The sequence below is a fragment of the Thioalbus denitrificans genome, from assembly GCF_003337735.1.
Taxonomy (GTDB): Bacteria; Pseudomonadota; Gammaproteobacteria; order DSM-26407; family DSM-26407; genus Thioalbus; species Thioalbus denitrificans.
In genome coordinates this window covers 26,514-49,183 of sequence record NZ_QPJY01000009.1, presented here as the reverse complement: position 1 = coordinate 49,183, position 22,670 = coordinate 26,514, and the positions used below count along the sequence as shown (strand labels likewise).

Here is a 22,670-nt window from a genome sequence, read left to right as displayed (position 1 = left end):
AAATCTTAGTCCGTTTCTCGGGTTTTATCCAGCGCGCCGGCCTATTCCTGGTCCCGAACGGGCCGCACTTATTCCATCACCATCTCGCGCCGCGACCGGCGCCTGGAGGGACATCATGACCGGCAACCAGCCCATCTTCGATCCCATCCGCTACAAGCAGACCACCCGGGAGCAGTGGGAGCGGGCCGCCGAGGCCTGGTACCGCTGGGGACCGCTCCTGCACCGCTGGCTCGGTCCCGCCACCGAGCGCATGCTCGACCTGGCGGGCATCGGGGAAGGCGCCCGCGTGCTCGACGTGGCCGCCGGCGCCGGCGAGCAGACCCTGGCCGTGGCCCGGCGCGTCGGCGCCGGGGGCCGGGTCCTGGCCACCGACATCTCGCCGGCGATCCTCGCCTACGCGGAATCCTCGGCCCGGGCCGAGGGCCACGGCAACGTCACCACCCGGGAGCTGGACGGAGAGAACCTGACGGAGCTGGAGGCCGGGGCGTTCGACGCGGTCATCTCCCGCGTGGGCATGATCTACTTCCCGAACCAGCAGAAGGCCCTCGGCGGCATGAAGCACGCCGTGAAGCCGGGCGGCAGGGTGGCGGCCATCGTCTACTCCACCGCCGAGCGCAACCCCTTCTTCTCGGTCCCGGTCTCCATCATCCGCCGCCGGGCCAACCTCCCCCCGCCCCTGCCCGGACAGCCCGGGCCCTTCAGCCTCGGCGCCCCGGGCGTGCTGGAGCGGGCCTTCGCCGACGCCGGCTTCAGGGACCTGCGGGTGGAGACCCTCGACGCCCCCATCGAGCTCGACTCCGCCGGCGAGTGCCTGCGCTTCGAGAAGGAGTCCTTCGGCGCGCTGCACCAGATGCTCTCCGGTCTCGACGACGGGGAGCAGGAGGCGGCCTGGGAGGAGATCGAGCAGGCGCTGGGGGAGTTCGAGCGCGACGGCAGTTTCGTTGGCCCCTGCGAGCTGGTTCTCGCCGTCGGCACCCGCTGAGCGCCGCCGCGGCGGCCCGCCCGGCGCGCGGCGGAGGGGAACGTAACCGACATCAGGCAGCCAGGAGAAACGATCATGACCCGAGTGGCGATTGTGCAGGTTCCGCCGGTGTTCCTGGACCGGGAGCGGACCATCGGCAAGGCCGCCGGCCTGGTGGACGAGGCCGTGGCCGGCGGCGCGGAGCTGGTCATCTTTCCGGAAGCCTTCATCCCCGGCTACCCGGCCTGGATCTGGCGGCTGCGGCCCGGCGGCGACTGGACCCTGAGCGAGGCGCTGCATGGGCGGCTGCTGGACAACGCCGTGGACCTGGAGCGGGGCGACCTGGCCCCGCTCCAGGAGGCCGCCCGGCGCCACCGGGTCAGCGTCGTCTGCGGGCTGAACGAGCGCGACGGCCGGCTCGGCCGGGCGACCCTCTACAACACCATCGTCGTCATCGGCCCGGACGGCGCGGTGATCAACCGCCACCGCAAGCTGATGCCCACCAACCCGGAGCGGATGGTCTGGGGCTTCGGGGACGCCTCGGGGCTGAAGGTGGTGGAGACCCCCGCCGGCCGGGTGGGGACGCTGCTGTGCTGGGAGAACTACATGCCCCTGGCCCGCTACGCCCTCTACGCCCAGGGCATCGAGCTCTACATCGCCCCCACCTACGACAGCGGCGACGACTGGATCGAAACCCTGCGCCACATCGCCCGGGAGGGGTGCTGCTGGGTGCTGGGCAGCGGCACGGTCCTGCGGGTGCGCGACCTGCCCGGCGACTTCCCCGAGCGGGCCGGGCTCTACCCCGAGGGGGAGGACTGGATCAACCCGGGCGACTCGGTCGTCATCGCCCCGGGCGGGGCGATCGTCGCCGGCCCGCTGCGCAGCGAGGAGGGCATCCTCCAGGCCGACATCGACCCCGGGCGCGTGGGCATCGCCCGGCGCACCCTCGACGTGGTGGGCCACTACGCCCGTCCCGACATCTTCACCCTGAAGGTGGACACCCGGCCGCAGAGCCCGGTGGACCTCGGCGGCGAAGGCTGAGCGGCGGCCACGCCCGCGACAGGAGAACCGAAATGGCGACTCACGACATCAGCCGGCGCGGCTTCACCCGCTGGCTCGCCGGCGGCCTGCTGGCGGGCGCCTGCCCGGAGCTGGCCCTGGCCGGCGCCGTCAAGCCGGCCCCGCCCGTGCGGCTGCGCGCCGCCGCCATCCAGATGACACCGAAGCTCGCCGACGTGGAGGCGAACCTGGCCCAGGCCGAGCAGCTGGTGCGCGCGGCCCGGCAACAGGGCGCGGAGTGGATCATCCTGCCGGAGATGTTCACCACCGCGGCGGCCTTCCACCCCGACATGCTCGCCGCCATCCGGCCCGTGGACGGCGCGCCCGCGCGGCTGCTGCAGCGCCTGGCCCGGGAGCTCGACGCCGTGGTCGGCGGCTCGTTCCTGGCCCGCCACGGCGACTCGGTCCACAACACCTTCCTGCTCGTCTTCCCCGACGGGTCGGCACAGCGGCACGACAAGGACTACCCCACCTACTGGGAGAACTGCTACTACCGGGGCGGCGAGGACGACGGGGTGCTGGAGACGCCGCTGGGCGACGTCGGCTCCGCCCTGTGCTGGGAGCTCATCCGCACCGGAACCGCGCGGCGCCTGCTGGGCCGCGTGCGGCTGGTGGTGGGCGGCTCCTGCTGGTGGACCCTGCCGGACGGGGACAACGGCGACAGCCCATTCCGGGCGGCGAACCTGGCCATGGCCCGGACCGCCGCGCCGCGGCTGGCGCGGATGCTCGGCGTGCCGGTCGTCCACGGCGCCCACGCCGGTCCCTTCAACGGCTTCTACAGCCCCGAGCTGCCCGACGTGGCCTACGACTCCACCTACCTGGGCGAGGCGATGATCGTCGACGCCCGGGGCGATGTCCTCGCCCGGCGGCCGGCCGCCGACGGCGCGGGGGTGGTGGTGGCGGATGTCGACCTGCCCGCGGCGGCCGCGCCCCTGGAGCCGGTCCCGGACCGGTTCTGGATCCCGGAGGAGATGCCCGAGCCCTGGAAGGCGTCCTGGGAGCGCTGGTTCGGCAAGGGCGGACACTACTACGCCGCGGTCACCGAGCCCTTCCTCCGGACCGGTGAGGTCAACGAATACGTCCCGGAGTACCTGCTCTGAGCCAAACGGGGCTCAGGAGCGGAACAGCCGCGGGTTGCGCTCGATGAACTTCCGGATCCAGGCCTCGATGAACGAGTGCTCCCGGCGCACCATGTACCACCAGCCGAAGACGCTGACGGACAGGGCGCCCAGGGAATCAACGATCAGGTCCCACATGGTGTCGGTCAGGCCGGAAGGATCGCCCAGCATCGGCTTCTGCATCCCGGTGCCGGCAATCCGATCCATGGCGAACTCGAAAATCTCCCACAGCACGCCCGCCGAGACGGCGAACAGGAACGCGAACAGGGCGACGAAGCGCGGGCGCAGGTGCAGGTCCACCCGCCGGCTCTCGTTCAGCACGTAGACGAGCAGGAAGCCGACGATGCCCAGCAGCAGGCCGGAGCTGGCGTGCAGGGCGATGTCCCACCACCAGATGCGCTCGTAGTAGCTGCGGATCTCCCCGAGGAACAACGCCGCGAAGACGAACACGACGGCGAGCACCTGGAATTCGGACGGGACGTACACCCGGAAGCGGCGGCCGATGGCGGCCGGCACCAGCGTCAGGGCCATGATGGACAGCACCAGGACCGCGGTGATCCACTGCCGGTCGCGGAGAACCAGGACCAGTTCCACCGCCATGACGAGCTGCAGCACGGCCACGACCCAGCGGTGAACGCGGGCGGGCAGGTCGATCGCGCCCCTGCCCGTCGACGGCGATGGCCTTTCCGAACCTTTCATGCCCCCGTTTCCCCTCCCGCATCGGCCCGGCGCGGGAACGCCGCGGCCGCTTCCCGGCTCCGTCCACTCCGTGTTTGGCTATGGTTATGGTAAGCACCGGTTTTCCAGCATAGCAGGCCGCCCATGCGTGAACCCGACCTGATCAGCTGCACGGAGGCCATCACCCTGCCCGGATTGCTGCAGTGCCGGATGGCACGCACGCCGGACCTCGCCGCCTACCGGGAGTACGACGCCCGGCAGGGCGGGTGGCGCACGTGGACCTGGGGGGAGATGGGCGCCCTGGTGGGCCGCTGGCAGCAGGCCCTCGCCGCGGAGACGCTGGAGCCGGGCGACCGGGTGGCCATCCTGGCGTCCAACGGGGTGGCGTGGGTCGCCTGCGAGCAGGCGGCGCTGGGCCTGGGGCTGGTGGTGGTGCCCCTGTACGTGGCCGACAACCCCGGCAATATCGCCTACCTGCTCGCCGACAGCGGCGCGCGCTTCCTGCTGGCGGGAAAATCCGCCCTGTGGGCCGACCTCGCCCCCCTGCGGGAGCGTTTCCCGGATCTGCGCACGGTGGTCTGCCTGGAGGAGCTGGAGGCCGCATCCCGGCCGGTGCAGGTCCGGCCGGCCAGCGCCTGGCTGCCGGCGGAGGCGGCGGTGCCGCGGACCGCACCCCCCGATCCCGACGCCCTGGCCACCCTGGTCTACACCTCCGGCACCACCGGCCCGCCCAAGGGGGTGATGCTCTCCCACCGCAACCTGCTCTGGAACGCCGAGGCGGCGGGGCGCATCATCCCCACCTACCACGACGACGTCTTCCTCTCCTTCCTGCCCCTGTCCCACACCCTGGAGCGCACCCTGGGCTACTACCTGCCCATGCTGTGCGGCAGCCAGGTGGCCTACGCCCGCTCGGTCAACACCCTGGCCGAGGACCTGCGCACCATCCGCCCCACGGTGATGATCTCGGTGCCGCGCATCTACGAGCGCTTCCACCGGGCGGTGCGGGCCAAAGTGCGCGAGCGGGGCCCGTTCGCCGAGCGGCTGCTGGACCGGGCGGTGGCGGTGGGCTGGCGGCGCTACCAGCACGGCCAGGGCCGCGGGCCGGCGCCGGGAGCGCTGGACCGGCTCCTGTGGCCCCTGCTGCGCCGGCTGGCGGCGGCCCCGGTGCTGGAGCGCCTCGGCGGGCGGCTGCGGGTGGCCATCAGCGGCGGCGGGCCGCTGGACGAGTCCATCGCCCGCTTCTTCCTGGGGCTGGGGCTGCACCTGCTCCAGGGCTACGGGCTGACGGAGACCTCCCCGGTCATCACCGCCAACGCCATCGACGACAACGACCCGTTCTCGGTGGGATTCCCGCTGCCCGGGCTGGAGGTGCGCACCGGCGCCGCGGGCGAGCTGCTGGTGCGCGGCCCCAGTGTGATGCAGGGCTACTGGGGACGCGCCGAGGCGACCCGGGAGGCCATCGACGGCGAGGGCTGGCTCCACACCGGCGACGTGGCGGAGCTGCGCGACGGCCGGATCTTCCTGCGCGGGCGCATCAAGGACATCCTGGTGACCTCCACGGGTGAGAAGATACCCCGTCCCGACCTGGAGGCGGCGGTGCTGCGCGATCCCCTCTTCACCCAGGTGCTGGCCATCGGCGAGGCGCGCCCCTACGTGGCCCTGCTGACGGTGCTCGACCCGGAGCAGTGGCGCGCCCTCGCCGGGGAGCTGGGCCTGGCGCCCGACGACCCGGCCGCGCTGCGGGCCAGGCCGGTGACCCAGGCGGTCCTGCGGCGGGTCAACGCCCGGCTCCAGGACCTGCCCGGCTACGCCCGGGTGCGGGCGGTGCACCTGTCGCTGGAGCCGTGGACGGTGGAGGCGGGCCTGCTCACGCCCACCCTGAAGCTGAAGCGCCACGTGCTGGAGGAGCGCTTCGAGGAGGCCATCCGCGGCCTCTACGCGGACCACGGCTGAGCATCGCCGGGCGATGCCCGCCGCTCAGGCGGGGCGCCGGCGGGCCAGCACCAGCGCCGCGCCCGCCAGGGCCAGGATCACCACCCACAGGCGCAGGCCCAGCGGCCCGTCGCCGCCGATGCCGCCGCGCGCCAGGCTGGCCAGCCCGTAGCAGAGGAGGATCGAGCCGGCCACGGCCCGCCACGGCGCCAGCGGCGCCGCGGCGCTCCCCCGCGCCCCCTGCTCGAAGCGGGCGAAGACCGCCAGGAAGGGCCACAGCACCAGCCCGAGGAGGAGATCCCACAGCGGCCGGGTCGCCCACCAGGGGCCGCTGCCGGGAAACAGCCCCAGCCCCGCGCCGCCGAGCAGGTTGGCCGCGCCGATGACCAGCACCATGGCGGTGAGGTGCCACAGGTAGAGGGTCATGATGTAGCCGTTCACCAGCACGGTGAAGGTCCAGGGGCCGGAGCGCTCCAGCCAGCGGCGCATGGGCCCCTGCAGGCCGAGCAGCAGCCCGGCGTGGAACAGCCCCAGCGCCAGCAGCGCCAGGGTGGGCGGCTGGCTGTTGGAGACCTCCTCCCCCGGCACCCCCACCATGCTGACCGGATAGCCGGCCACGGCGACCAGCGCCGCCAGCACCGCCAGGCCCAGCGCCGCCCAGGGCAGCGACCGGGCGGGGGTGGCGAATCCGCCCGCCTGCCAGTGGTAGCCGAGCTGGTGCATGGCCAGCCAGATGAAGCCGTAGTTGACCCAGCGCAGCAGGGGGAAGACCGTGAAGCCCACCAGGTCCACCACCACGGCGCCCAGTGCCAGCCCCCAGAAGGAGGCGAGCCCGAACCGGCGCCAGGCCCGGTGGGTGACGGGGACCGCCACCACCACCAGCACGTAGACCGAGAGGAACCACACGGGGATGAGCGCGGCCTGGGAGCCGACCCGGATGTTGACCGGCTGCACGCCGGCCTGGTTACCCGCCGCCGCCAGCAGCGTCCAGAACAGCAACAGCAGGACCAGCGGCGCCACCAGCCGCCGCAGCCGCACCGCCACCCACTCGGCGTAGGTCCGGCCCGAGCGCCGGGCCGAGGACCAGGAGGCGGCGTTGGCGTAGCCGCCCACCATGAAGAAGACGGGCATCACCTGGAAGGCCCAGGTGAGCCAGCGGGTCCAGGGCACCACCCGCAGCAGGTCGCCGATCTGCAGGGCCCCCTCCGCGTAGTAGGGCGCCGCCATCAGCCAGTGGCCCAGCACCACCACGGTGATGGAGACCGCGCGCAGGAAGTCCACGTAGCGGTTGCGCCGCGCGGGTGCCTGCGCGGCCAGGGACCCCGCCCGGGTCCAGAGTCCGCCGCGTGCCGTTCCCTCCCGCTCCCCGGGCATGTCGTTCCCTCCCGATTTCCGCTTCCCTGTCAGGGGTATAGCATCCCCGGCCGCAGCGGGCCACAGGGAGGCGCCGGGGGGGGGCGGGGCCCGGGGGGGATTGCAACCCGGCGGTGCCGAAAGCCGTCCGCCGCCGGGCAATCACATGGGGATATAGATCGGCACGTAGCTGTCCTGGGGTGAGCGGGCATAGGAGGCGCCGGATACATCGGATTTCACCTCCCCCGTCTCCTTGTCGATGACCCAGAAGTTGATGTTCACCCCCTTGACCTCGCCGAGGAGCTTGTAGTTCACGCCAGACTCGGCCTCGAACGTCAGCTCCGCGTAGGTCTGGCAGGGGCAGCTGCCGCCGAAGGTCCGGTTGAACTGCCCGAAAACCACCAGCTGGTGGACGCCGGCGGTGATGGGGATGGTGACCCAGTCCCGGTCGCTCATCCCGTAGGAGACGTACTTGCCGTCAATGGACTCGATGCTGTAGCCCTCCCAGTCGGTCAGGCCGTTGCGGGTCCAGCTGCTGATGATGGTCGCCGTCCCGCTCGCGGCAGCATCCGGGAAAACGTAGACGTTCCGGGTCGTGGCGCAGCCGGACAGGAACAGGAGCGCGACGAGCACGAGACCGCCCAACGACAGATATGAATGGCCTTTGCCCATGTCCATGGTTGTTTCCTCCCCTCGTATCGGAATGTTCTTATTCATTTCATTGAGCGGTTGAGCCCTCGGACTCCCTGCGTGCTCCCGTCACCTGCCGCCGGCGCGGGGCGGATCCGTGCCATCCGCAGGGATCCGGCGTGCGCGGGGAGGTGCTGCGACGGGAGGAGAGAGATGCCCGGAGCGGAGCGGCTGCCTGCCCGCGGGGAAGCGGGGGCGTTGCCGGTGGCAGCGGGCGGACCGGCGTGCAGGGGTACGCTGGGTGACGGCATCCTTGTCATCTGCGGCATTGCGGGTCCTTGCGCCGGCCTGGGAATCCGGATGCCGGGCGACATCCGGGTTCACAGGCAATCATAGCGGTATTGCGCCGCCGCTGTCACCGCCCCAAGCCGTTGACTCCGCTCACTTCCCGCCCGCGAGTTCGATGAAGGTCCCGGTCGCGTAGGAGGCTTCGTCCGAGAGCAGCCACAGGATGGCGTTGGCCACCTCGCCGGGCTCCCCGCCCCGCCCCATCGGGATGGAGTCCCGGATGCGCTCCACCCGCCCGGGCTCGCCGCCGCTGGCGTGGATGTCGGTATGGATGAAGGCGGGGCGCACGGCGTTGACGCGGATGCCCTCGGCGGCCACCTCCCGCGACAGGCCGAGGGTGAGGGTGTCCATGGCCCCCTTGGAGGCGGCGTAGTCCACGTACTCGCCCGCCGAGCCGAGCCGCGACGCCGCCGAGGAGACGTTGACGATGGCGCCGCCCCGGCCGCCGTGGCGGGTCGACATGCGCCGCACCGCCTCCCGCGCGCAGAGAAAGGCGCTGGTGATGTTGGTGGCGAAGATCCGGTTCAGGCGGGCGGCGTCCATCTGGTCGACGCGCATCTGCGTCTCCAGCACCCCGACGTTGTTGACCAGCGCGGTGACGGCGCCCAGCTCCCCGTCCACCCGCCGGAACAGCTCGGCCACCTCCGCCTCCACCGCAACGTCGGCGGCGACGGCGAGCGCGCGGCCGCCGGCCGCGCGGATCTCCCCGGCCAGGGACGTGGCGGCACCGGCGCTGTGCAGGTAGTTCAGGCAGACGGCGTAGCCGCGGGCGGCGGCAAGCCGCGCGGTCGCGGCGCCGATGCCCCGGCTCGCGCCGGTTATGACCATCACCCTGTCCATACGCGGCAGTCCCCCGTGGCGGGTATCGTTCCCGCTCAACTATAGGGCAACGGCGCCCCTTGCGGCATGCCCATCACCGGGGCGGCGCGCGGGAAAGCCGGCTCCCGACCGGCCCTGCGCCCCTCGCCGCCCCGCGCATCCCCCCCGGTCACTGCAGCACGGCGCGCGCGTTGAGCGCCTGGAGCGGGCGGTTGTTGGGGTGGTGCATCACGTGGGCGAACGCCTCGACCTGGGCCCTGGAGACCGTCACCGGCTGCTTCATCACCAGCCACAGGACCCCCTCGGTGCAGGGCGGCGTGGTGAGGGAGCCGCTGTAGCGGTAGTAGTCGCGGCTCGCGGGCAGCAGGGCCCGGACATCCACGGCGGCGGGCAGGGTGCGGCTCTCGCCGGCCCGGCCGGGCAACTCCGCCCAGGCCTGCTCGAGGGCGGAGTTCGGGGCGCCCTCCTCGAACATCACCGCGATCACCGCCAGATTGCCATCCCGATCGGCATGGACCAGGTGGGCCTCCATCGGGTAGGTGCGGCCGTCGATGCGGTTCTCGCCGGGGGCGTGGAAGTGGAACTGCTTCAGCGCGTACTCGTGGCCGTTCACGGCGATGGCGCTGCCCGCGGCCTGGTCCAGCTGGATGGCATGGCCGTTGTTGAGGATCGTTCCGGCCCCGGCCCGGTAATGGAAGGCGATCGGCTCGAGCTCCGCCTCGGTGCGGCCGGCGAGGTCCACGGGCGACTGGTTCTTCCCGGAGCCGCAGACGGCGTACTCGGGAGCGAGCTCGCCCCAGTGGGCCGGCCCCCCGTCGCCGGTGTATCCCCAGTGGGGGCTGCCGTCGGCCAGGGCGGCGCCGGCCGCCAGCGCCATGCAGGCGGTGATCACGGTTCGTTTCATGCAACGTCTCCTTGTCATGCGGAAGGTCCCTGTCGCGCGCCTCCGTTGCGGGGCGCGGTGCCGATAGTAAACAGGTTCGGGCCTGGTTGCGTGAAGAGTCGGTCAAGACACGGCGGGGCGGGCGGGAGCCCCCGGCGAACCGCCTCCGGCCGCTGCCAGGGAAGCGGCGGGCTCCCCCGGCAGCGGCCGGAGCGACGATTGCGGCGATTGGCCCTGCGTCGCCGCCTCAGCCCGGGGCCCACTCCATCCTGCCGCCCTCGTGCAGGATGGCGTAGACCCGGTTGCGCAGCCCGTTGGCCTCGCTGGAGGTGAGCGTGCGCACCGGGTGGCGGATGGTGAGGCGCAGCAGCACGTTCTTCTGTCCGGCCCGCATCCCCATGCGCTCCCGCGCCGCCGGCGGCAGGTCCGCCCAGGCCGTCTCCTCCAGGATATCCAGGCTCTCCAGCTGGTCCAGGCAGCCGTCCATCGCCTCCCGGACGCGATCGCCCAGTTCCTCCGCGGTCTGCGCCTCCGGCACCGCCACCGAGAGATCCCGGCGGATGGCCGGCTGGTTCGAGACCGGGCGGTAGGGGGCGAGGTCCTGCATCTGCCGGGCGACACGCGGGTCCTCCGTGCGCAGCAGGCGGATGTCGTCGATGCCCTTGCGCACCATGAGCAGGCGGTCCAGCCCCAGCCCCATGGCCAGCCCGCTGACCCGCTCCGGGTCCATGCCGGCGAGGGCGAGCACGGACGGGGCCACCAGACCGCATTCGCCGACCTCCACCCAGGCGCCATCCACCTCCGCATCGATCTGGAGCCCGTCGGTGGTGTAGGGGTGGCTCGCCGCCAGTGTCCGGTAGCGGTAGCCGGGCAGCGCCGCCTGCATGGCCAGGCGCACCATCTCCGCCAGGTGGTTCCGGGTCAGGCGGGTCCGGCGGGCGATGCGCCAGAGATCGAGCTGGTGCGGCTCGCCCACGTGCAGGCGATCGATGGTGTCGCGCCGGTAGACCAGCCCCGGGCAGACCAGCAGGAGATCCCCGGGCGGATCCGACGCCAGGCCTCGCAGGATGCCGGGAATCTGGGCGGACATGTGGGATCGGAGCATGTAGCCCTCGCCGAGATAGCGGGTATAGCGCGCGTCGCGCGCGGCCGCCCCGGCCGGGTAGCCGAGGCGGTCGTAGTTGTCGCCCACCGCCACCACGGGGGTGTGCCGGTGGATGAGGCGCGGACAGCCCCACTCCTTGCCGAGGCAGATGTGGATGTCCGCCACCAGGTGCTGCATGGCGTGGGGGCCGTGCAGGGGGTCGGTCAGGTCGCGCAGGCGCAGGGCCCGGAGCAGGGCCGCGTGGTCGATATAGGAAGTCATGTCTCTCTCCTGGAGCCGGAATGGCCATGGCTGAAAAGCAAAACGCCCCCGGGTTCCGGAACCCGGGGGCGTTGCAAGGCTGAAAGCCAGGAGAGCGCAGTTGGCCGTTATCTGCGCGCGCACGCCGCCGCGTCCCTGTGAACAGGAACCCGGGAGCGGCTAAATCGCTGCGCGCGGTGGATGGCCATGTCTGCTCCGATGGAAAGTATCAAAAACCGTACCGGCGGCGGCCGGGGCAAGTCAAGCCCGGGCCGGGCTCAGCGCCGGGCGGCCTCGAGCCGGCGCTCGAGGCCCTTCAGGTCGCCCAGCACCCAGACCTCGGCGATGCGCTCGCCGCGGAAGGTGAACAGGGCGCAGCCGTCCCAGGCGATCCGCTCGCCGGTGGGCGGGTAGCCCAGGAACTCGCCGCGGTGGATGCCCGCGAAGCGCATCCGGGCGAACACCCGGTCGCCCTCCGCCACCAGGTCGCGGATGCTGCAACGGTACTCGCCCAGCGCCGCGTGCACCCGGTCCACGTACTCGGCGAACCCGGCGTGGCCCCGCTTCTCGTCCCCCAGGGAGCCGCGGAAGGCGCAGTCCTCGTGCAGCACCGAGGGGATGGCCGCCTTGTCGCGGGCGTCCCACAGCACCGCGTAGAAGCGGCGAACCTGCACCTTCATCCGCTCCAGGTCCGCGCTCATCCGGTGCGGCCCGGGAAGGAGATCTCCAGCACGACGCAGCCGGTGTCGGTCCGGAACGGCCCGTGCGGCTCTCCCGGCGGCCGGCTCGCGTAGTGGCCCGCTTCCAGCCACAGATCGAAGGCCGCGTCGTGGAGGCGCCCGCTGACGACGAACACCTCCTCGGGGTAGGGATGGCTCTTGCCGCCGAAGGCCGCGGTGTCCGCCCCCGGCAGAAAACGGGTCAACCGCGTGTATTCGCCCGTCTCCGGATCGAGGCTCAGGGTCAGCTCCTCGGCCATGCCCTCCAGGCCCCTGACGGGCGCCCAGCGCTCCCGTGCGTCCGGGTCCAGGGTGTTCCAGTAGGTGGCGGTGGTCTTGCTCATGGACGGGTCCTCGCTCCGGGAATGGCAATCCGCTCGTATCCGCGGCGGCTTCGGTGGAGTGCCTGCATCCCGTCGCTCCAGGGCGCTCACCCCCGGTCCGCCGATGGCGCGCCCGCAGGGCAGCTGCGCACACCCCGGATGGCGAGCCACAGGGCGAAGGCGGTCTCCACCACCAGGGGCACGATGTAGAGGGGCGCGAGGGCGGGCGCCAGGTCCGGGAAGAGGAACCGGGAGAAGCTGCCCACCAGGTAGACCGCGCCCGCCGCCACAAGCCCGTGCCCGAACGCTACGGGAAAATCGCCCGAGCGCACCACCAGCCGCCCGAGGGCGAGGCAGGAGAGGCCGAAGAAGATCAGCCCGAGGTCGTAGCCGTGGCTGTGGAGATCCAGCAGGAAAAGCGCCAGGGCATTTCCCTGGAGCGGCGGCAATGCCGCCGTGTAGGCGGCGCCCTCCAGGAGCAGCACGGCGGCGTGGTAGTGGAGCAGGTTGAGCCCCAGCACGGCGGCCTGGGTGAGGCGGAAGGCGGCCGCCATCAGTGCGAGCGTCCTGCCGGCCGGCCTGAGCAGCACGTAGAAAAGCACGGCGACAGCCACGTCGCACAGCAGCATGAGGGCATCGAAGGCAAAGCCGAGGCGGAACAGCCCAGGGGCGGCCTGGATGTTGGCGGCGGTGGCGGCGGCGTCCCCCGCCACGATGAGCAAGGAGCGGACCAGCACCTCGCTGGAGATGCCGCAGACGATGATGACCAGGTAGAGCAGTCCGGTCGTTCTCGCCAGGGTGCGCCGGGAGGGCCCGGTTGTCCCTTGAACCGTCAAGCCGAATCCCCCCTCAGCCCGTGGGCGGGCACCGTTGCGGCCATCCCGGCGGAATGCCGGACGTTCAGCCGGACAGGGCGCCGACCCCGTTCAGTGTAGCCAACAACCTGGCGAGGCACGCGACCGATCGTCGGCCCGCCGTCGTCGCAACGATCCGCTGCCCCCGCCAGGGGTGGCATTCACGGGTTCGCTCCGGGCAACCCGGAGAGGATGGCGAGGCGGCCCGCCCCGGCCCCCTCGCCATCAGCGGCCGACCTCCGCCGTCTGCAGTGACACGAGCTTGGCGCCGTCAGCCACGTGCTGTCGGCCCGCCTCCCGGAACCCGAACCGGTCGTGAAAGGCACGGGAAGCGGCATTCAGGGGCTCGATGTTGTACTCACAGGCGATGAGGGGCACACCGCCGGCGCGGGCATGGTCGAAGAGATCCCGGTAGAGCCGGCTGCCGATGCCCCGCCCGGCGAACTCCGCGCCCACCACGATCCGGTCCACGTAGAGAAAGCGGGGCAAGCGCGCGGCGAACCAGCGGTGGTTGTCGTTTTCGTAGGGGGCATCCTCCCGCATGGCCAGGAGAAACCCCGCCACCCGCCCCGCCACGGTGGCCACCCGGTGATAGTCCGCCATCCCATCCAGCAGCCCCAGCCGCTCCCGGTCCATGGGGCTGGTCTCCACCACCACGCGGGCGTTCAGGGCGAGAATGGAATCGAAATCCGCCGCCTCCGCCGGGCGGATGACAGGAAACACCGGCCCGGCATGCTGCCGCAAGTCCGTCATGAGCACCTTCTCTTAAAGGGGTCGGTGACAAATGCTAATCATTCTCCCTTGCGGGGGCGACCCCTGTATGTCTGTCCGATGCGCCGATTGAGCGCCGACTCAACCTGCTCCCGAAAACGGTTGTCGCCGAGTGGCATCGAAAATGTGGCCGCTTTGCGGATGCGGTGGATATCCTCAGGCGGCAGTTCGATATCGAAGAGTTCGCGATAGGCAACGTGCCGAGTACCCTTGTTACAGCCCAGGCCCTGGTACAGCAAATGGGGTCTGATGAGCGAATCGTGATGCCCCAAGGCGTTGTGATGGTAGCTGCTCCAGCGGTAGTCACCCGGATGCCGGACCATCCCGGCCCGAACCGGATTCAGTTCGATATATCGCTGGCAGGACAAAAAGTAGGCTTCCACCTGGACCAGGCTCGACTTATGCCTTCCCTCCCAGAGGGTGCCCGAACGCCTGTATGTGCGGTTGACGTACTGAACGTAGCGGCGTCCGACAGACTGAACGACCCGCGACACGCCCGCCTCTTCCTCCGGACTCATGAGGATGTGCACATGGTTGGTCATGAGCACATAGGCGTGCACGGCAACCCGGTATCGCCTCGCCGCCGAACCGAGGCACTCAAGATAGAAGCGGTAGTCCTCTTCCGCGAAGAAGCAGGCATCCCTGTTGTTGCCTCTCTGGACGACATGACAGGGAACGCCCGGTAAATACATCCGTGGCTTCCGGGGCATAGCGAGTCCTTTCGCTTGCGTGTTGTAGTTGGCTTGAGTTTATAGAAGCCGGAAGGGCAATGCGAATGGATCGCATTTGTCACCGACCCCATTTAACGCGCATTTGTCACCGACCCCATTTAACGCGCACCCGGACAGGGCGCCGACCCCTTTAACGCGCAACACCCTTATTGATCCGCTCACCTGCGAGGCGCGCCGACGTTGTGCTGGACTTCAGAATCGAGGATCGCTCCAATCTGCTCTTGCCGATTTCGGAGATCGCTGCTGATGTCCATAGCGGTTCTTCCCTGCTTGTCACGCATGCTAACATCCGCTCCATTCGTCAACAGAACCCTCACAAGCTCCGGACTTCCGGCACTGACAGCACGCATGAGACAGGTCATGCCGTCACGGGAATCGGGGTCTACCCGGTTCGGATCCGCGCCGTGCCTGATGAGTGCAGCGGCAATGTCCACGTATCCGTTCATGCATGCAGACTGCAAAGGTGCATTGTCTTGCAGCGGGTCTGGCATCGCCCCGTTCTCGAGCAGGTATTTCGCGATCGCGACGTCACCGAAGGTTGCCGCCCAGAGGATCGGGAACATGGACTCCCTGCCCGTCGGATTAACCGGCTCTCCTTCAGCCACCAACTGCTTCACGGCAGCAACATCTCCGTGACGGATGGCATCGAACATGGCATCGGTATCGGCCTTCGCGCACGCTATGCTCAGCACAAGCGCAACAAGCACCACCATAGCCTTCATTGGTGAACATTCCTCATGCGACAGTCAGGCGCAACGCTTGTCACTCTCGATGCGCCATGATTACAACCGCTGATGCACGCCGCCGGGGAAGACCTCGACGAGGTACGGCTTTCCTCACAAACGCATGGCATGTGCAGGAATTTTAAAAGATCGCTGACAACCTGCACCCGCAACCATTCCCCGTTGTCATCCCTCCCTTTTTCACTAAACTCATCCATTGCCAATCGCCTTCACCAGCAACCTCCGAACGAGATTCGATTACAGATTCATCGTTTGCTTGCCGTATGGATAATTCTCGATAGCGATCACGTACCAGCTCAAATCGAAGGCGTACTTGCTCCTTTTCTTGAGCGCCATGATGTCGTCCTTGCCCACGAACTTGTCCGAGAAGCCGCTTTTCAGCGTCTTCACGGCCTGGGAGTGTGATAGCCAACCCACCTGGTGAAGCTCGTCGTCGCTGTTGTGGCGGTTCAGAATGTTACCGTTTATGTCATTCTCCAGCGCCCACTCGTAATCCGCGCTCACCTTGTAATAGCCCACTCCGAAGGCGCCCTTGGAGAACTTCTTCGTGGCCACCAGGTCCGCGTACTTCAGGATGTCCACGCCGGTCTCCTCGCGAAACTCCCGCCGCGAGCCGTCGGCGATGCTCTCTCCGAACTCCAGCCCGCCGCCCGGGACAACGAGCTGGCCCGCCGAGTTGAGAGTCGTGGGCGTCGTTTTCTCGCCATGGAAATACTCGCCCTTCGCCTTCTTGAAGGCCATCAGGACGCGCCCGTTCTCGTCGTATACGACCGCATAGACCTGTGCCATGGCAACTCCCTCCGCATGCAGGCGTGGTGCAGTGACGGGGACCTACAGCCTCGCGCCCGCCCCGGACATGGATGCCGACCGGAGAATGACGTCGACCGAAGCGCTGCGCAGGCAAACCGCTGAGCCGGCGCAAGCCCCGGAAGAGGTTCCCTTCCGGGCGTCTCCATATACAGCTACCGGCCACTGGGCCCTGCGGTGAATCGACACCCTCGAATGCCGGGATGCCGGACCGGACCCCTGGTCCGCTACAAGTCCGCGACCATCCGTTCGGCGACCTTTCTGGCACCGGTCCGCAGCCCTTCGACAGCCACGTTCACATCGTCATAGATGGCATCCACCGAAGCCACCACGAACTTCTCGTCGGGCTCGATCTGGACGACCTCGCCCCGCCCCTCCGGGCTGTAGGTGTAGGTCGTGGCGAAGATCCTGTCACTACCTGACTTGCTCATCAGCGAGGCTGAAACGGTGACGCTCGGCGCGACCCCTTTACCCTCCGCGACATATCCGCCTCTCAGTTCCGTGACCAGGACCGCGTCGAACTGGCCGTCGACCCTGGAGAGGTCATATGCCTTGCCGTCGGGGAGCATGGGAGGAGCCGGAACGCGATGGATCTCGTAACCCTTGGCGCGGAGCCCTTCCTCCACCCCGGAGAGGAGCGTGCCGCTGAGATCGGGCTGCAGCGGGGAGACCGCGGTCGTGAACCGTGTGGTTGCCGATTCGATCCGGCTCGCTTCGATCCCACCGATGACAGCGCCGCCGATCGCGCCGAACATGTAGAAGACGAAGCCCCCCGGCAGCTGTCCGGGGTAGACGAAGTATTTCTCCGGCTCGGTGGTCTGTACGACCGCGATGCGCTTCAGCCCCTGCTTCGCTTCCGGACTCAGCGCCACCTTGGGCGTCGACGCGCACGCGGTCAGGACAACGGCACAGATGATGATTGAAAGGTTACGGATAGCTGCTTTCACTTTTCTGCCCCCCAATGTTCGAACGCTGAATTGCCGGCACTTCGCCGGTGCCGGGGAAAAGACCACGGTTCCCGCCCGCACCAACCGGTCCGGGGAGGACTGGCAGTGCCGACAAGTGGAGAAGCCGGCGCCGCGCTGGATGCGACGCTGGACGGGGTACCGCGCTACGGAGGGAAGGCAATACAGGGATGGCTTGATCATCTGTGCGGGCTCTTCCCTGAACCGGATGCGGTCACCTTACACCAGAACCACTGCTCAATCCCAGTCTTTTCAACAGGTTCTGGATGGGCGCATTCCGCGGGAGCGCCGGAGACGCCCGGCCCCCGCAATCACTGCTGCATGACGCGGGGACCGGCGAAAAAATCAAACCGAAGCTATAGCGGCCCGACCGGGCACAGGGTCATCCCTGTTGTAATGTTTGCCCTGACACCGGGCCACACTCGCCCTAGTGACAATGAACAATCCCGGTGCTGTGATCTTTATGACAGCACTGTCCTGGAGGTGAATCTTTCCGGCAACCACCCCCGTGAGCCAACACCATGCTACTTGCGAAGACCAAGGTTAGCGCAACAATCAACTTCCTCATAACTCATCCTCCTTTGTTATTGTGTTACCAATTTTACGTCTTGGCAGACGGCAGGGTATTAACACTAATACTCCCTGCATAACGCATTTGTTACCAATCCCTGTTACGCACACCGGCAATGCGAATGGAACGCATTTGTCACCGACCCCTTAAACACGCACTGGGCGGGGTACCGCGCTACGGAGGGAAGGCAATACAGGGATGGCTTGATCATCTGTGCGGGCTCTTCCCTGAACCGGATGCGGTCACCTTACACCAGAACCACCACTCAATCCCAGTCTTTTCAACAGGTTCCGGATGAGCGCACCCCGCGGGAGCGCCGGAGACGCCCGGTCCCCGCAATCACTGCTGCATGACGCGGGGACCGGGGGAAAATCAAACCGAAGCTATAGCGGCCCAACCAGGCTCAGGGTCATCCTTGTTGTAATGTTTGCCCTGACACCGGGCCACACTCGCCCTAGTGACAATGAACGATCCCGGTGCTGTGATCTTTATGACAGCACTGTCCTGGAGGTGAATCTTTCCGGCAACCACCCCCGTGAGCCAACACCATACTACTTGCGAAGACCAAGGTTAGCGCAACAATCAACTTCCTCATAACTCATCCTCCTTTGTTATTGTGTTACCAATTTTACGTCTTGGCAGACGGCAGGGTATTAACACTAATACTCCCTGCATAACGTATTTGTTACCAATCCCTTTTACGCACGCCGGCAATGCGAATGGAACGCATTTGTCACCGACCCCTTTTACGCGCTGTTGCACGGAGGCGGCTAATGGGCGACCCCTTTTACGCACTTTACGCAGTTTTGCGCAGTTTAGTTTAAAAATGCATCGGCTATTTGTTTTCGCTCCCAATAGCCAAGTTCATTGAGTTTGTCTGCAAATCGTGAGGAAATGAGGTTATCTAATCCTTCTTCTTTCCCCGTCAAGTCTCCGAACAAAGTGAGGCGAGTGACTATGGCCGTATCACGTGCAACACCTCGCTCAATCAATAGTCTTGTAACAGGGTGGAATGCGCCCCATTCTATTGAGGCCAACAAAGCCGATCCTTGGCTGGTTATATCGGCATACGGCTTTAATAGCGTAGGTAGTCCATAAACAACTTTAGTCATTAGCAGCTGGATCTGGTCGTCGATTTTATCAGCTACTTTATCTTGAAAATTCCGTCTGTCTAAGATTTCTCGGAGCGGTGCCTCACGAGCCCACTGCTCTGCTGATAGACAGACTGCCCAAATATATTTTTCGTCTGTACTGTCTCCAATACTACGATCGTAATAGTATTTGAGGTGCTCAGCATGAAAACTCACAATTCTGTGAAGTAACTTACCGATGTCACTTTCCCAGGAATTACTTGGAAGAGGATCCAAGCCTCTTCTTTGCACTTCTAAATACAGTAGCTCCAGATCAAAAGGATCCCAATACCGATGGCGCAGCGCTAGGTTATGCGGAATTGTTAGAGCCTCTAACGCCTTTATAGTTTGAGCGAGCTCTTGATCTGATAGGTATATGCCAACATCACGCAATCTGTGAATACCTGTACTACCCATACGAAGAAGCGTCTGACGGATATAGGTTACCAAGTATTTATGCGGACCAACTGATGCAGATGTTGGCGAATCTAGCTCCTGAATAACCTCATATCGGTTTGCTTCGAAGGCATCGTAGTATCCAGGATAAAGGTCTTTGTATTCATCCCTGAAAAGGTCTTCCTGGCTTTCTTCTTCAGCGAAAGAACTTGCATCAAGAACGACGGTTCGTCCTATAAAGTCTTTGAGCAGCCTGCCTGCACGTCCTCGTAAATTGGCAAATTCATATGGTGAAAGACGTGCTGCTCCCATTTTTCCTTTTCGAACGAAAAGATTGGGATTACGCACGATCACTGTAGTGGCAGGAAGGTTAACACCCTGCATGAGAGTAGTAGTGCATACTAAGTCTTTGATTACGCCGGACTTGAACGCTTCTTCAATTGCTGCGCGAGCATGCATCGGTACTCTTCCAGTATGGTAACCAACGGATTTTTGTATTGCACCGGCCAAGGTATATGACGGGTGAACTGTTCTTCTTAAATACTCAGCAAGTGATGCAGCCCGTGGGTCACTCGATATTGAAGGCCGCTTCTCCGAAAGACTGTATGCCGTATTTCTTGCTTGGGGTGCTGTTGGGGAGAAAATTATGTTTCTTGAAGATGGCCCTAGACTATTAAGCAGATGTGTTAGGTAGTCCAAAAACTTATCAGTGTAAAGAGACTGACCGTATCCCGCAATTACATCTTTATTCGTGATAGCCAATGTATTTGGGCTTTCTAGAGTATCGACATACTGATTGAGCCAATAGCTATCTTTGTGATGTTCGATAGCGTAAGTGATATTCACAACAGGAGAAATCTGGCTTTCCTGCTCATCAGAAGGCTCCCCAAATATCTCAAATCCAACGTTGCCGATGTTGCTTAGGCGAGGTCCGCTTAGAACTATCTTTTCAAGTCGACCACTGTCTTTTAAATCCTTAAGAAGGTCAAAAAGAACTTTTGACCTGTGGTCATCTTCCTGTGCAACACGTTCGAGATTTTGTACCTCGTCCACAACAAGAAAGCCCTTTTCTGGAAGGCTGTCCTCCTCGATTGCACCCATTGCCCTTTCTTGGGTTAGAACAAATATTGATTGCTCCGCAGCAGGATGATAAGTGGTATAAACCGGAAGTACTTTAGAGCCTGTGCTCTTCAACATGGCCCTAATGTCTCTGGATACTTGGCTTACCAGACTTAGTGTTGGAACAATGTAGATAACCGATGCCGTGCTATATGCGATGTGACTCGTTATTGCTAAGTAGATGGCGAATGATTTGCCAGCAGAAGTCGGTGCCGATATACCAATTAGTCGGTGTGATTTGATAGCGTTTAAAACATCTAATTGAAACTGCGTAAGCAAAATACGTGATTGACCTATATTTATCTCATGCGGAGATTGAAGAGTTATTGTTTGTAGTTCAGTAAAGAAGCTTGATACGGGGCTATATATGCCTGATTCGGCATATTCTGGATCGATCATGCCTGTAGAAGGCGCTATACCGAGACGGGAGAGCGTGACAATAAAGTACTCACGCAAGGCTTGTTTTTGTTCAAGAGACGAGTGTTCCCATGTTATGGCAATTAACTGAGTTGCTAATCGGTGAGAGAAAGCTTCGTCTTGCCATCTCAACTCGTCGATAGCGTAAATTGCTTTCTTAAGAAGCGCTGCATCTAATTGGCGAATTTCGCCTTCGATCATCCCGAGTTGAAGCGCATAATTCCAATGCTCCAGTCTTAGAAGTTCCCGCGCTATTTCCTTAATACTCACTAGCTCTTCCTTGGTCAATGGTTTGCGTCAAAATCAGATAGTATTTTTTCTAGCCCCCAAAATGGAAACACTATGTAGTGGATCCTTTGTATTAGTGCAGGGTTCTCTTCGTTTAGCATGCTAGCATCAGCATTGTTAAACCTTTCTTTTACGATTTTCTCAATGCTCTGCTTAATAGCGGCTTCATTATGGGAGTCTTTCTTATTGGTTTCCTCGTAAGATATTATGCAAACCAATTCATATCTAGTATTTGGAAGTTGCCCATCTTTTAGTTGTCTAGCAATATCTCTTAACGGCTCTTCAATAAACTCATCATAGACATATAGAAATAATTCATCATCTATATTGTGATAGGTACTCAGGATGCTTGTCAGAGCATCGGAAAATGCAGAATTGAACTTGTATTTTGATTTATACGTTTTAGCTTCGCCCAATAATATAATATTGCTACCGTCAGCATACGTATAATGTATGGCATCTGATCCATGTCGTTCAATAGCCGTATTTGTTGTAATCGGCATCTTGCGTAAGATTGGCGGTGCATTAAAAAAGAATTGAAGAAAATTGAATAGCAGGAGTTCACCAAATTGCCCCTGTGGGAAGCCTCTGCGAAATTTAGTTCGAGCGAGCGAATCTATATGAGATGCGGCATTTTGTATGTCATATCCGCGAGCCTCAAGTTCCCTGTCGAACAACTCTTTATAGCGCGACTTAGAATAGACCCAATTGCATACAGTATTGCGAAGCTCTCGGAGAAAATCATCTTTTTTCTCAGCTAAGTCTACAGTATTGATTGCTATGCCACGGGCACTTGCACCTGGAGGTGGTGGCAAATCGTGAACAAAATAGTGGACGTGTTGTATAAATGCGCTGGTGTCTGCTAGTAGCTCTTGTAATTGGTCGTTTGAAAGCATTTCATGTACCATAATTATTAAATCCGTTGTTTTATTAAGAGGCAGTTAGACTCAATATCAGGGGTTTCACGGCCTACTCTTCTGTGTGCTATTATTCAGCGCTTTCTACGCATAACAGTTCAAATCAATGGAAACTTTCCATCTATCAACAATAAATGGAAAGTTGCCATATTTCCCCATGGAGCGTGGGCACGCATATACTTCTCGGACACACTGGTTCTCATGCTGATTCAGAATCGTTAGACGGACTGCTCAGTCACGACAACCTCATGCCTGACAGGTTGATATCCGGCAGCCCGCCATATATCAACAACAGACGCCTCCCAACCTTCACCCGCCAGACCGCTTTTCACCATAACCGCACACCCCCCCTACAAACACCCCAACCCCCGCCTCTGATACGTGTAATCCGCCGGCCTGATCCGCCCGAGAGCCTTCAGCCGGTCCAGGTTCCGGCAGGCGGCGAGGTTGTCGGCCCGCTCCCGCTCCTCGTACAGGCGATCGCGATCCTCGCGGAAGTCCTGGCGCTGGCTGCGGTAGGCCTCGCGCTGCTCGATCTGCTGGAGCATGCGCCGCTCGCTCTCGCGCAGGCCGGAGCCGGGGGTGTAGGTGTCCTGCACGTCGATGCGCTCGTGGACCGGGCCGCAGAGGTGGTCGGAGAAGATGATGGTGCCGTCGGGGCCCGGGCAGCGGTAGAGGGTCACGGCCTGGGCAGGGCAGGTGAGGATGGAGAGGAGTGCGGCAATCACGACCCTGTGCATGAGAGGTACGTCCCTGTTGGTTCAAGTCGTTAATCTATAGACTTTTTTCCCTG

General features: G+C 64.3%; 21 protein-coding genes. 4 read left to right on the top strand and 17 right to left on the bottom strand.

Annotated elements, in window-relative coordinates; genetic code table 11:
• The first annotated feature begins 115 nt into the window (after window positions 1–115).
• From DFQ59_RS15310 to DFQ59_RS15300, 3 genes are all read left to right on the top strand, one after another.
• Window positions 116–982: a class I SAM-dependent methyltransferase gene (locus DFQ59_RS15310; RefSeq protein WP_114280595.1), complete on the top strand. Its 867-nt coding sequence runs from the start codon at window positions 116–118 to the stop codon at window positions 980–982.
• A gap of 75 nt (window positions 983–1,057) precedes the next feature.
• A complete protein-coding gene (locus DFQ59_RS15305; RefSeq protein ID WP_114280594.1) occupies window positions 1,058–2,002 on the top strand; it encodes a carbon-nitrogen hydrolase family protein in 945 nt (314 codons plus the stop codon).
• 32 nt (window positions 2,003–2,034) lie between these two features.
• Complete coding sequence (locus DFQ59_RS15300) at window positions 2,035–3,120, top strand: carbon-nitrogen hydrolase family protein (RefSeq protein ID WP_114280593.1); 1,086 nt, start codon at window positions 2,035–2,037, stop codon at window positions 3,118–3,120.
• Window positions 3,121–3,132: 12 nt separating this feature from the next.
• Here DFQ59_RS15300 and DFQ59_RS15295 read toward each other — a convergent pair whose 3' ends face one another.
• On the bottom strand, window positions 3,133–3,837 hold the full coding sequence (locus tag DFQ59_RS15295) for a DUF2238 domain-containing protein (protein ID WP_211314966.1): 705 nt from the start codon (window positions 3,835–3,837) through the stop codon (window positions 3,133–3,135).
• Window positions 3,838–3,960: 123 nt separating this feature from the next.
• Here DFQ59_RS15295 and DFQ59_RS15290 point away from each other — a divergent pair, with 123 nt between their 5' ends.
• The gene (locus DFQ59_RS15290; protein WP_114280592.1) at window positions 3,961–5,769 is read left to right on the top strand and encodes an AMP-dependent synthetase/ligase; all 1,809 of its coding nucleotides are present in this window, start codon (window positions 3,961–3,963) and stop codon (window positions 5,767–5,769) included.
• 24 nt (window positions 5,770–5,793) lie between these two features.
• Here the strand turns inward: DFQ59_RS15290 and DFQ59_RS15285 are convergent, their stop codons facing one another.
• The 16 genes from DFQ59_RS15285 to DFQ59_RS15210 form a co-directional block, all read right to left on the bottom strand.
• Entirely contained in the window at window positions 5,794–7,122 is a 1,329-nt protein-coding gene (locus DFQ59_RS15285) for an acyltransferase family protein (RefSeq protein ID WP_114280591.1), read from the bottom strand.
• A gap of 141 nt (window positions 7,123–7,263) precedes the next feature.
• The gene (locus DFQ59_RS15280) at window positions 7,264–7,779 is read right to left on the bottom strand and encodes a hypothetical protein (RefSeq protein WP_114280590.1); all 516 of its coding nucleotides are present in this window, start codon (window positions 7,777–7,779) and stop codon (window positions 7,264–7,266) included.
• Between the two features lie 393 nt (window positions 7,780–8,172).
• Window positions 8,173–8,919 (bottom strand): SDR family oxidoreductase, encoded by a 747-nt coding sequence (locus tag DFQ59_RS15275; RefSeq protein WP_114280589.1) that lies wholly within the window; start codon window positions 8,917–8,919, stop codon window positions 8,173–8,175.
• A 148-nt stretch (window positions 8,920–9,067) separates the two neighbouring features.
• Window positions 9,068–9,802, bottom strand: a complete 735-nt coding sequence (locus tag DFQ59_RS15270; protein ID WP_114280588.1) for a carbonic anhydrase — start codon at window positions 9,800–9,802, stop codon at window positions 9,068–9,070.
• Between the two features lie 226 nt (window positions 9,803–10,028).
• Window positions 10,029–11,147 carry a PheS-related mystery ligase SrmL gene (srmL, locus tag DFQ59_RS15265; protein WP_114280587.1) on the bottom strand — a complete coding sequence of 373 codons (1,119 nt, stop codon included), beginning with the start codon at window positions 11,145–11,147 and terminating at the stop codon, window positions 10,029–10,031.
• Window positions 11,148–11,404: 257 nt separating this feature from the next.
• Complete coding sequence (locus DFQ59_RS15260; RefSeq protein ID WP_211314965.1) at window positions 11,405–11,827, bottom strand: ester cyclase; 423 nt, start codon at window positions 11,825–11,827, stop codon at window positions 11,405–11,407.
• Window positions 11,824–12,189, bottom strand: coding sequence for a cupin domain-containing protein (locus tag DFQ59_RS15255; RefSeq protein ID WP_114280586.1), 366 nt, complete (start codon window positions 12,187–12,189; stop codon window positions 11,824–11,826). Before DFQ59_RS15255 ends, DFQ59_RS15260 begins: the two co-directional genes overlap by 4 nt.
• A gap of 86 nt (window positions 12,190–12,275) precedes the next feature.
• The gene (locus tag DFQ59_RS15250; protein WP_211314964.1) at window positions 12,276–13,004 is read right to left on the bottom strand and encodes a DUF4386 domain-containing protein; all 729 of its coding nucleotides are present in this window, start codon (window positions 13,002–13,004) and stop codon (window positions 12,276–12,278) included.
• 243 nt (window positions 13,005–13,247) lie between these two features.
• Entirely contained in the window at window positions 13,248–13,775 is a 528-nt protein-coding gene (locus DFQ59_RS20550; RefSeq protein WP_114280585.1) for a GNAT family N-acetyltransferase, read from the bottom strand.
• Between the two features lie 38 nt (window positions 13,776–13,813).
• On the bottom strand, window positions 13,814–14,485 hold the full coding sequence (locus DFQ59_RS15240) for a transposase (protein WP_245937290.1): 672 nt from the start codon (window positions 14,483–14,485) through the stop codon (window positions 13,814–13,816).
• A gap of 197 nt (window positions 14,486–14,682) precedes the next feature.
• The gene (locus tag DFQ59_RS15235) at window positions 14,683–15,246 is read right to left on the bottom strand and encodes an ankyrin repeat domain-containing protein (RefSeq protein ID WP_114280583.1); all 564 of its coding nucleotides are present in this window, start codon (window positions 15,244–15,246) and stop codon (window positions 14,683–14,685) included.
• A 258-nt stretch (window positions 15,247–15,504) separates the two neighbouring features.
• On the bottom strand, window positions 15,505–16,056 hold the full coding sequence (locus DFQ59_RS15230; RefSeq protein WP_114280582.1) for an NUDIX hydrolase: 552 nt from the start codon (window positions 16,054–16,056) through the stop codon (window positions 15,505–15,507).
• Window positions 16,057–16,301: 245 nt separating this feature from the next.
• Window positions 16,302–17,222, bottom strand: a complete 921-nt coding sequence (locus tag DFQ59_RS15225) for a hypothetical protein (RefSeq protein WP_114280581.1) — start codon at window positions 17,220–17,222, stop codon at window positions 16,302–16,304.
• Window positions 17,223–18,425: 1,203 nt separating this feature from the next.
• A complete protein-coding gene (locus DFQ59_RS15220; protein ID WP_147275269.1) occupies window positions 18,426–20,942 on the bottom strand; it encodes a DEAD/DEAH box helicase in 2,517 nt (838 codons plus the stop codon).
• Window positions 20,943–20,956: 14 nt separating this feature from the next.
• Entirely contained in the window at window positions 20,957–21,868 is a 912-nt protein-coding gene (locus DFQ59_RS15215; RefSeq protein WP_114280580.1) for a HamA C-terminal domain-containing protein, read from the bottom strand.
• 359 nt (window positions 21,869–22,227) lie between these two features.
• On the bottom strand, window positions 22,228–22,617 hold the full coding sequence (locus tag DFQ59_RS15210; RefSeq protein WP_114280579.1) for a DUF4124 domain-containing protein: 390 nt from the start codon (window positions 22,615–22,617) through the stop codon (window positions 22,228–22,230).
• Between the last annotated feature and the right edge of the window lie 53 nt (window positions 22,618–22,670).

What these genes read in the sequence shown, in the direction of transcription:
- DFQ59_RS15310 (WP_114280595.1), top strand. Translation starts at nt 116, where the DNA reads ATGACCGGCAACCAGCCCATCTTCGATCCCATCCGCTACAAGCAGACC.
- DFQ59_RS15290 (WP_114280592.1), top strand. Translation starts at nt 3,961, where the DNA reads ATGCGTGAACCCGACCTGATCAGCTGCACGGAGGCCATCACCCTGCCC.
- DFQ59_RS15240 (WP_245937290.1), bottom strand. Translation starts at nt 14,485, where the DNA reads ATGTATTTACCGGGCGTTCCCTGTCATGTCGTCCAGAGAGGCAACAAC.
- DFQ59_RS15215 (WP_114280580.1), bottom strand. Translation starts at nt 21,868, where the DNA reads ATGGTACATGAAATGCTTTCAAACGACCAATTACAAGAGCTACTAGCA.
- DFQ59_RS15260 (WP_211314965.1), bottom strand. Translation starts at nt 11,827, where the DNA reads ATGAGCGCGGACCTGGAGCGGATGAAGGTGCAGGTTCGCCGCTTCTAC.
- DFQ59_RS15255 (WP_114280586.1), bottom strand. Translation starts at nt 12,189, where the DNA reads ATGAGCAAGACCACCGCCACCTACTGGAACACCCTGGACCCGGACGCA.
- DFQ59_RS15275 (WP_114280589.1), bottom strand. Translation starts at nt 8,919, where the DNA reads ATGGACAGGGTGATGGTCATAACCGGCGCGAGCCGGGGCATCGGCGCC.
- DFQ59_RS15300 (WP_114280593.1), top strand. Translation starts at nt 2,035, where the DNA reads ATGGCGACTCACGACATCAGCCGGCGCGGCTTCACCCGCTGGCTCGCC.
- DFQ59_RS15210 (WP_114280579.1), bottom strand. Translation starts at nt 22,617, where the DNA reads ATGCACAGGGTCGTGATTGCCGCACTCCTCTCCATCCTCACCTGCCCT.
- DFQ59_RS20550 (WP_114280585.1), bottom strand. Translation starts at nt 13,775, where the DNA reads ATGACGGACTTGCGGCAGCATGCCGGGCCGGTGTTTCCTGTCATCCGC.
- DFQ59_RS15305 (WP_114280594.1), top strand. Translation starts at nt 1,058, where the DNA reads ATGACCCGAGTGGCGATTGTGCAGGTTCCGCCGGTGTTCCTGGACCGG.
- DFQ59_RS15295 (WP_211314966.1), bottom strand. Translation starts at nt 3,837, where the DNA reads ATGAAAGGTTCGGAAAGGCCATCGCCGTCGACGGGCAGGGGCGCGATC.
- DFQ59_RS15285 (WP_114280591.1), bottom strand. Translation starts at nt 7,122, where the DNA reads ATGCCCGGGGAGCGGGAGGGAACGGCACGCGGCGGACTCTGGACCCGG.
- DFQ59_RS15280 (WP_114280590.1), bottom strand. Translation starts at nt 7,779, where the DNA reads ATGGACATGGGCAAAGGCCATTCATATCTGTCGTTGGGCGGTCTCGTG.
- DFQ59_RS15270 (WP_114280588.1), bottom strand. Translation starts at nt 9,802, where the DNA reads ATGAAACGAACCGTGATCACCGCCTGCATGGCGCTGGCGGCCGGCGCC.
- DFQ59_RS15230 (WP_114280582.1), bottom strand. Translation starts at nt 16,056, where the DNA reads ATGGCACAGGTCTATGCGGTCGTATACGACGAGAACGGGCGCGTCCTG.
- DFQ59_RS15235 (WP_114280583.1), bottom strand. Translation starts at nt 15,246, where the DNA reads ATGAAGGCTATGGTGGTGCTTGTTGCGCTTGTGCTGAGCATAGCGTGC.
- srmL (WP_114280587.1), bottom strand. Translation starts at nt 11,147, where the DNA reads ATGACTTCCTATATCGACCACGCGGCCCTGCTCCGGGCCCTGCGCCTG.
- DFQ59_RS15225 (WP_114280581.1), bottom strand. Translation starts at nt 17,222, where the DNA reads ATGATCAAGCCATCCCTGTATTGCCTTCCCTCCGTAGCGCGGTACCCC.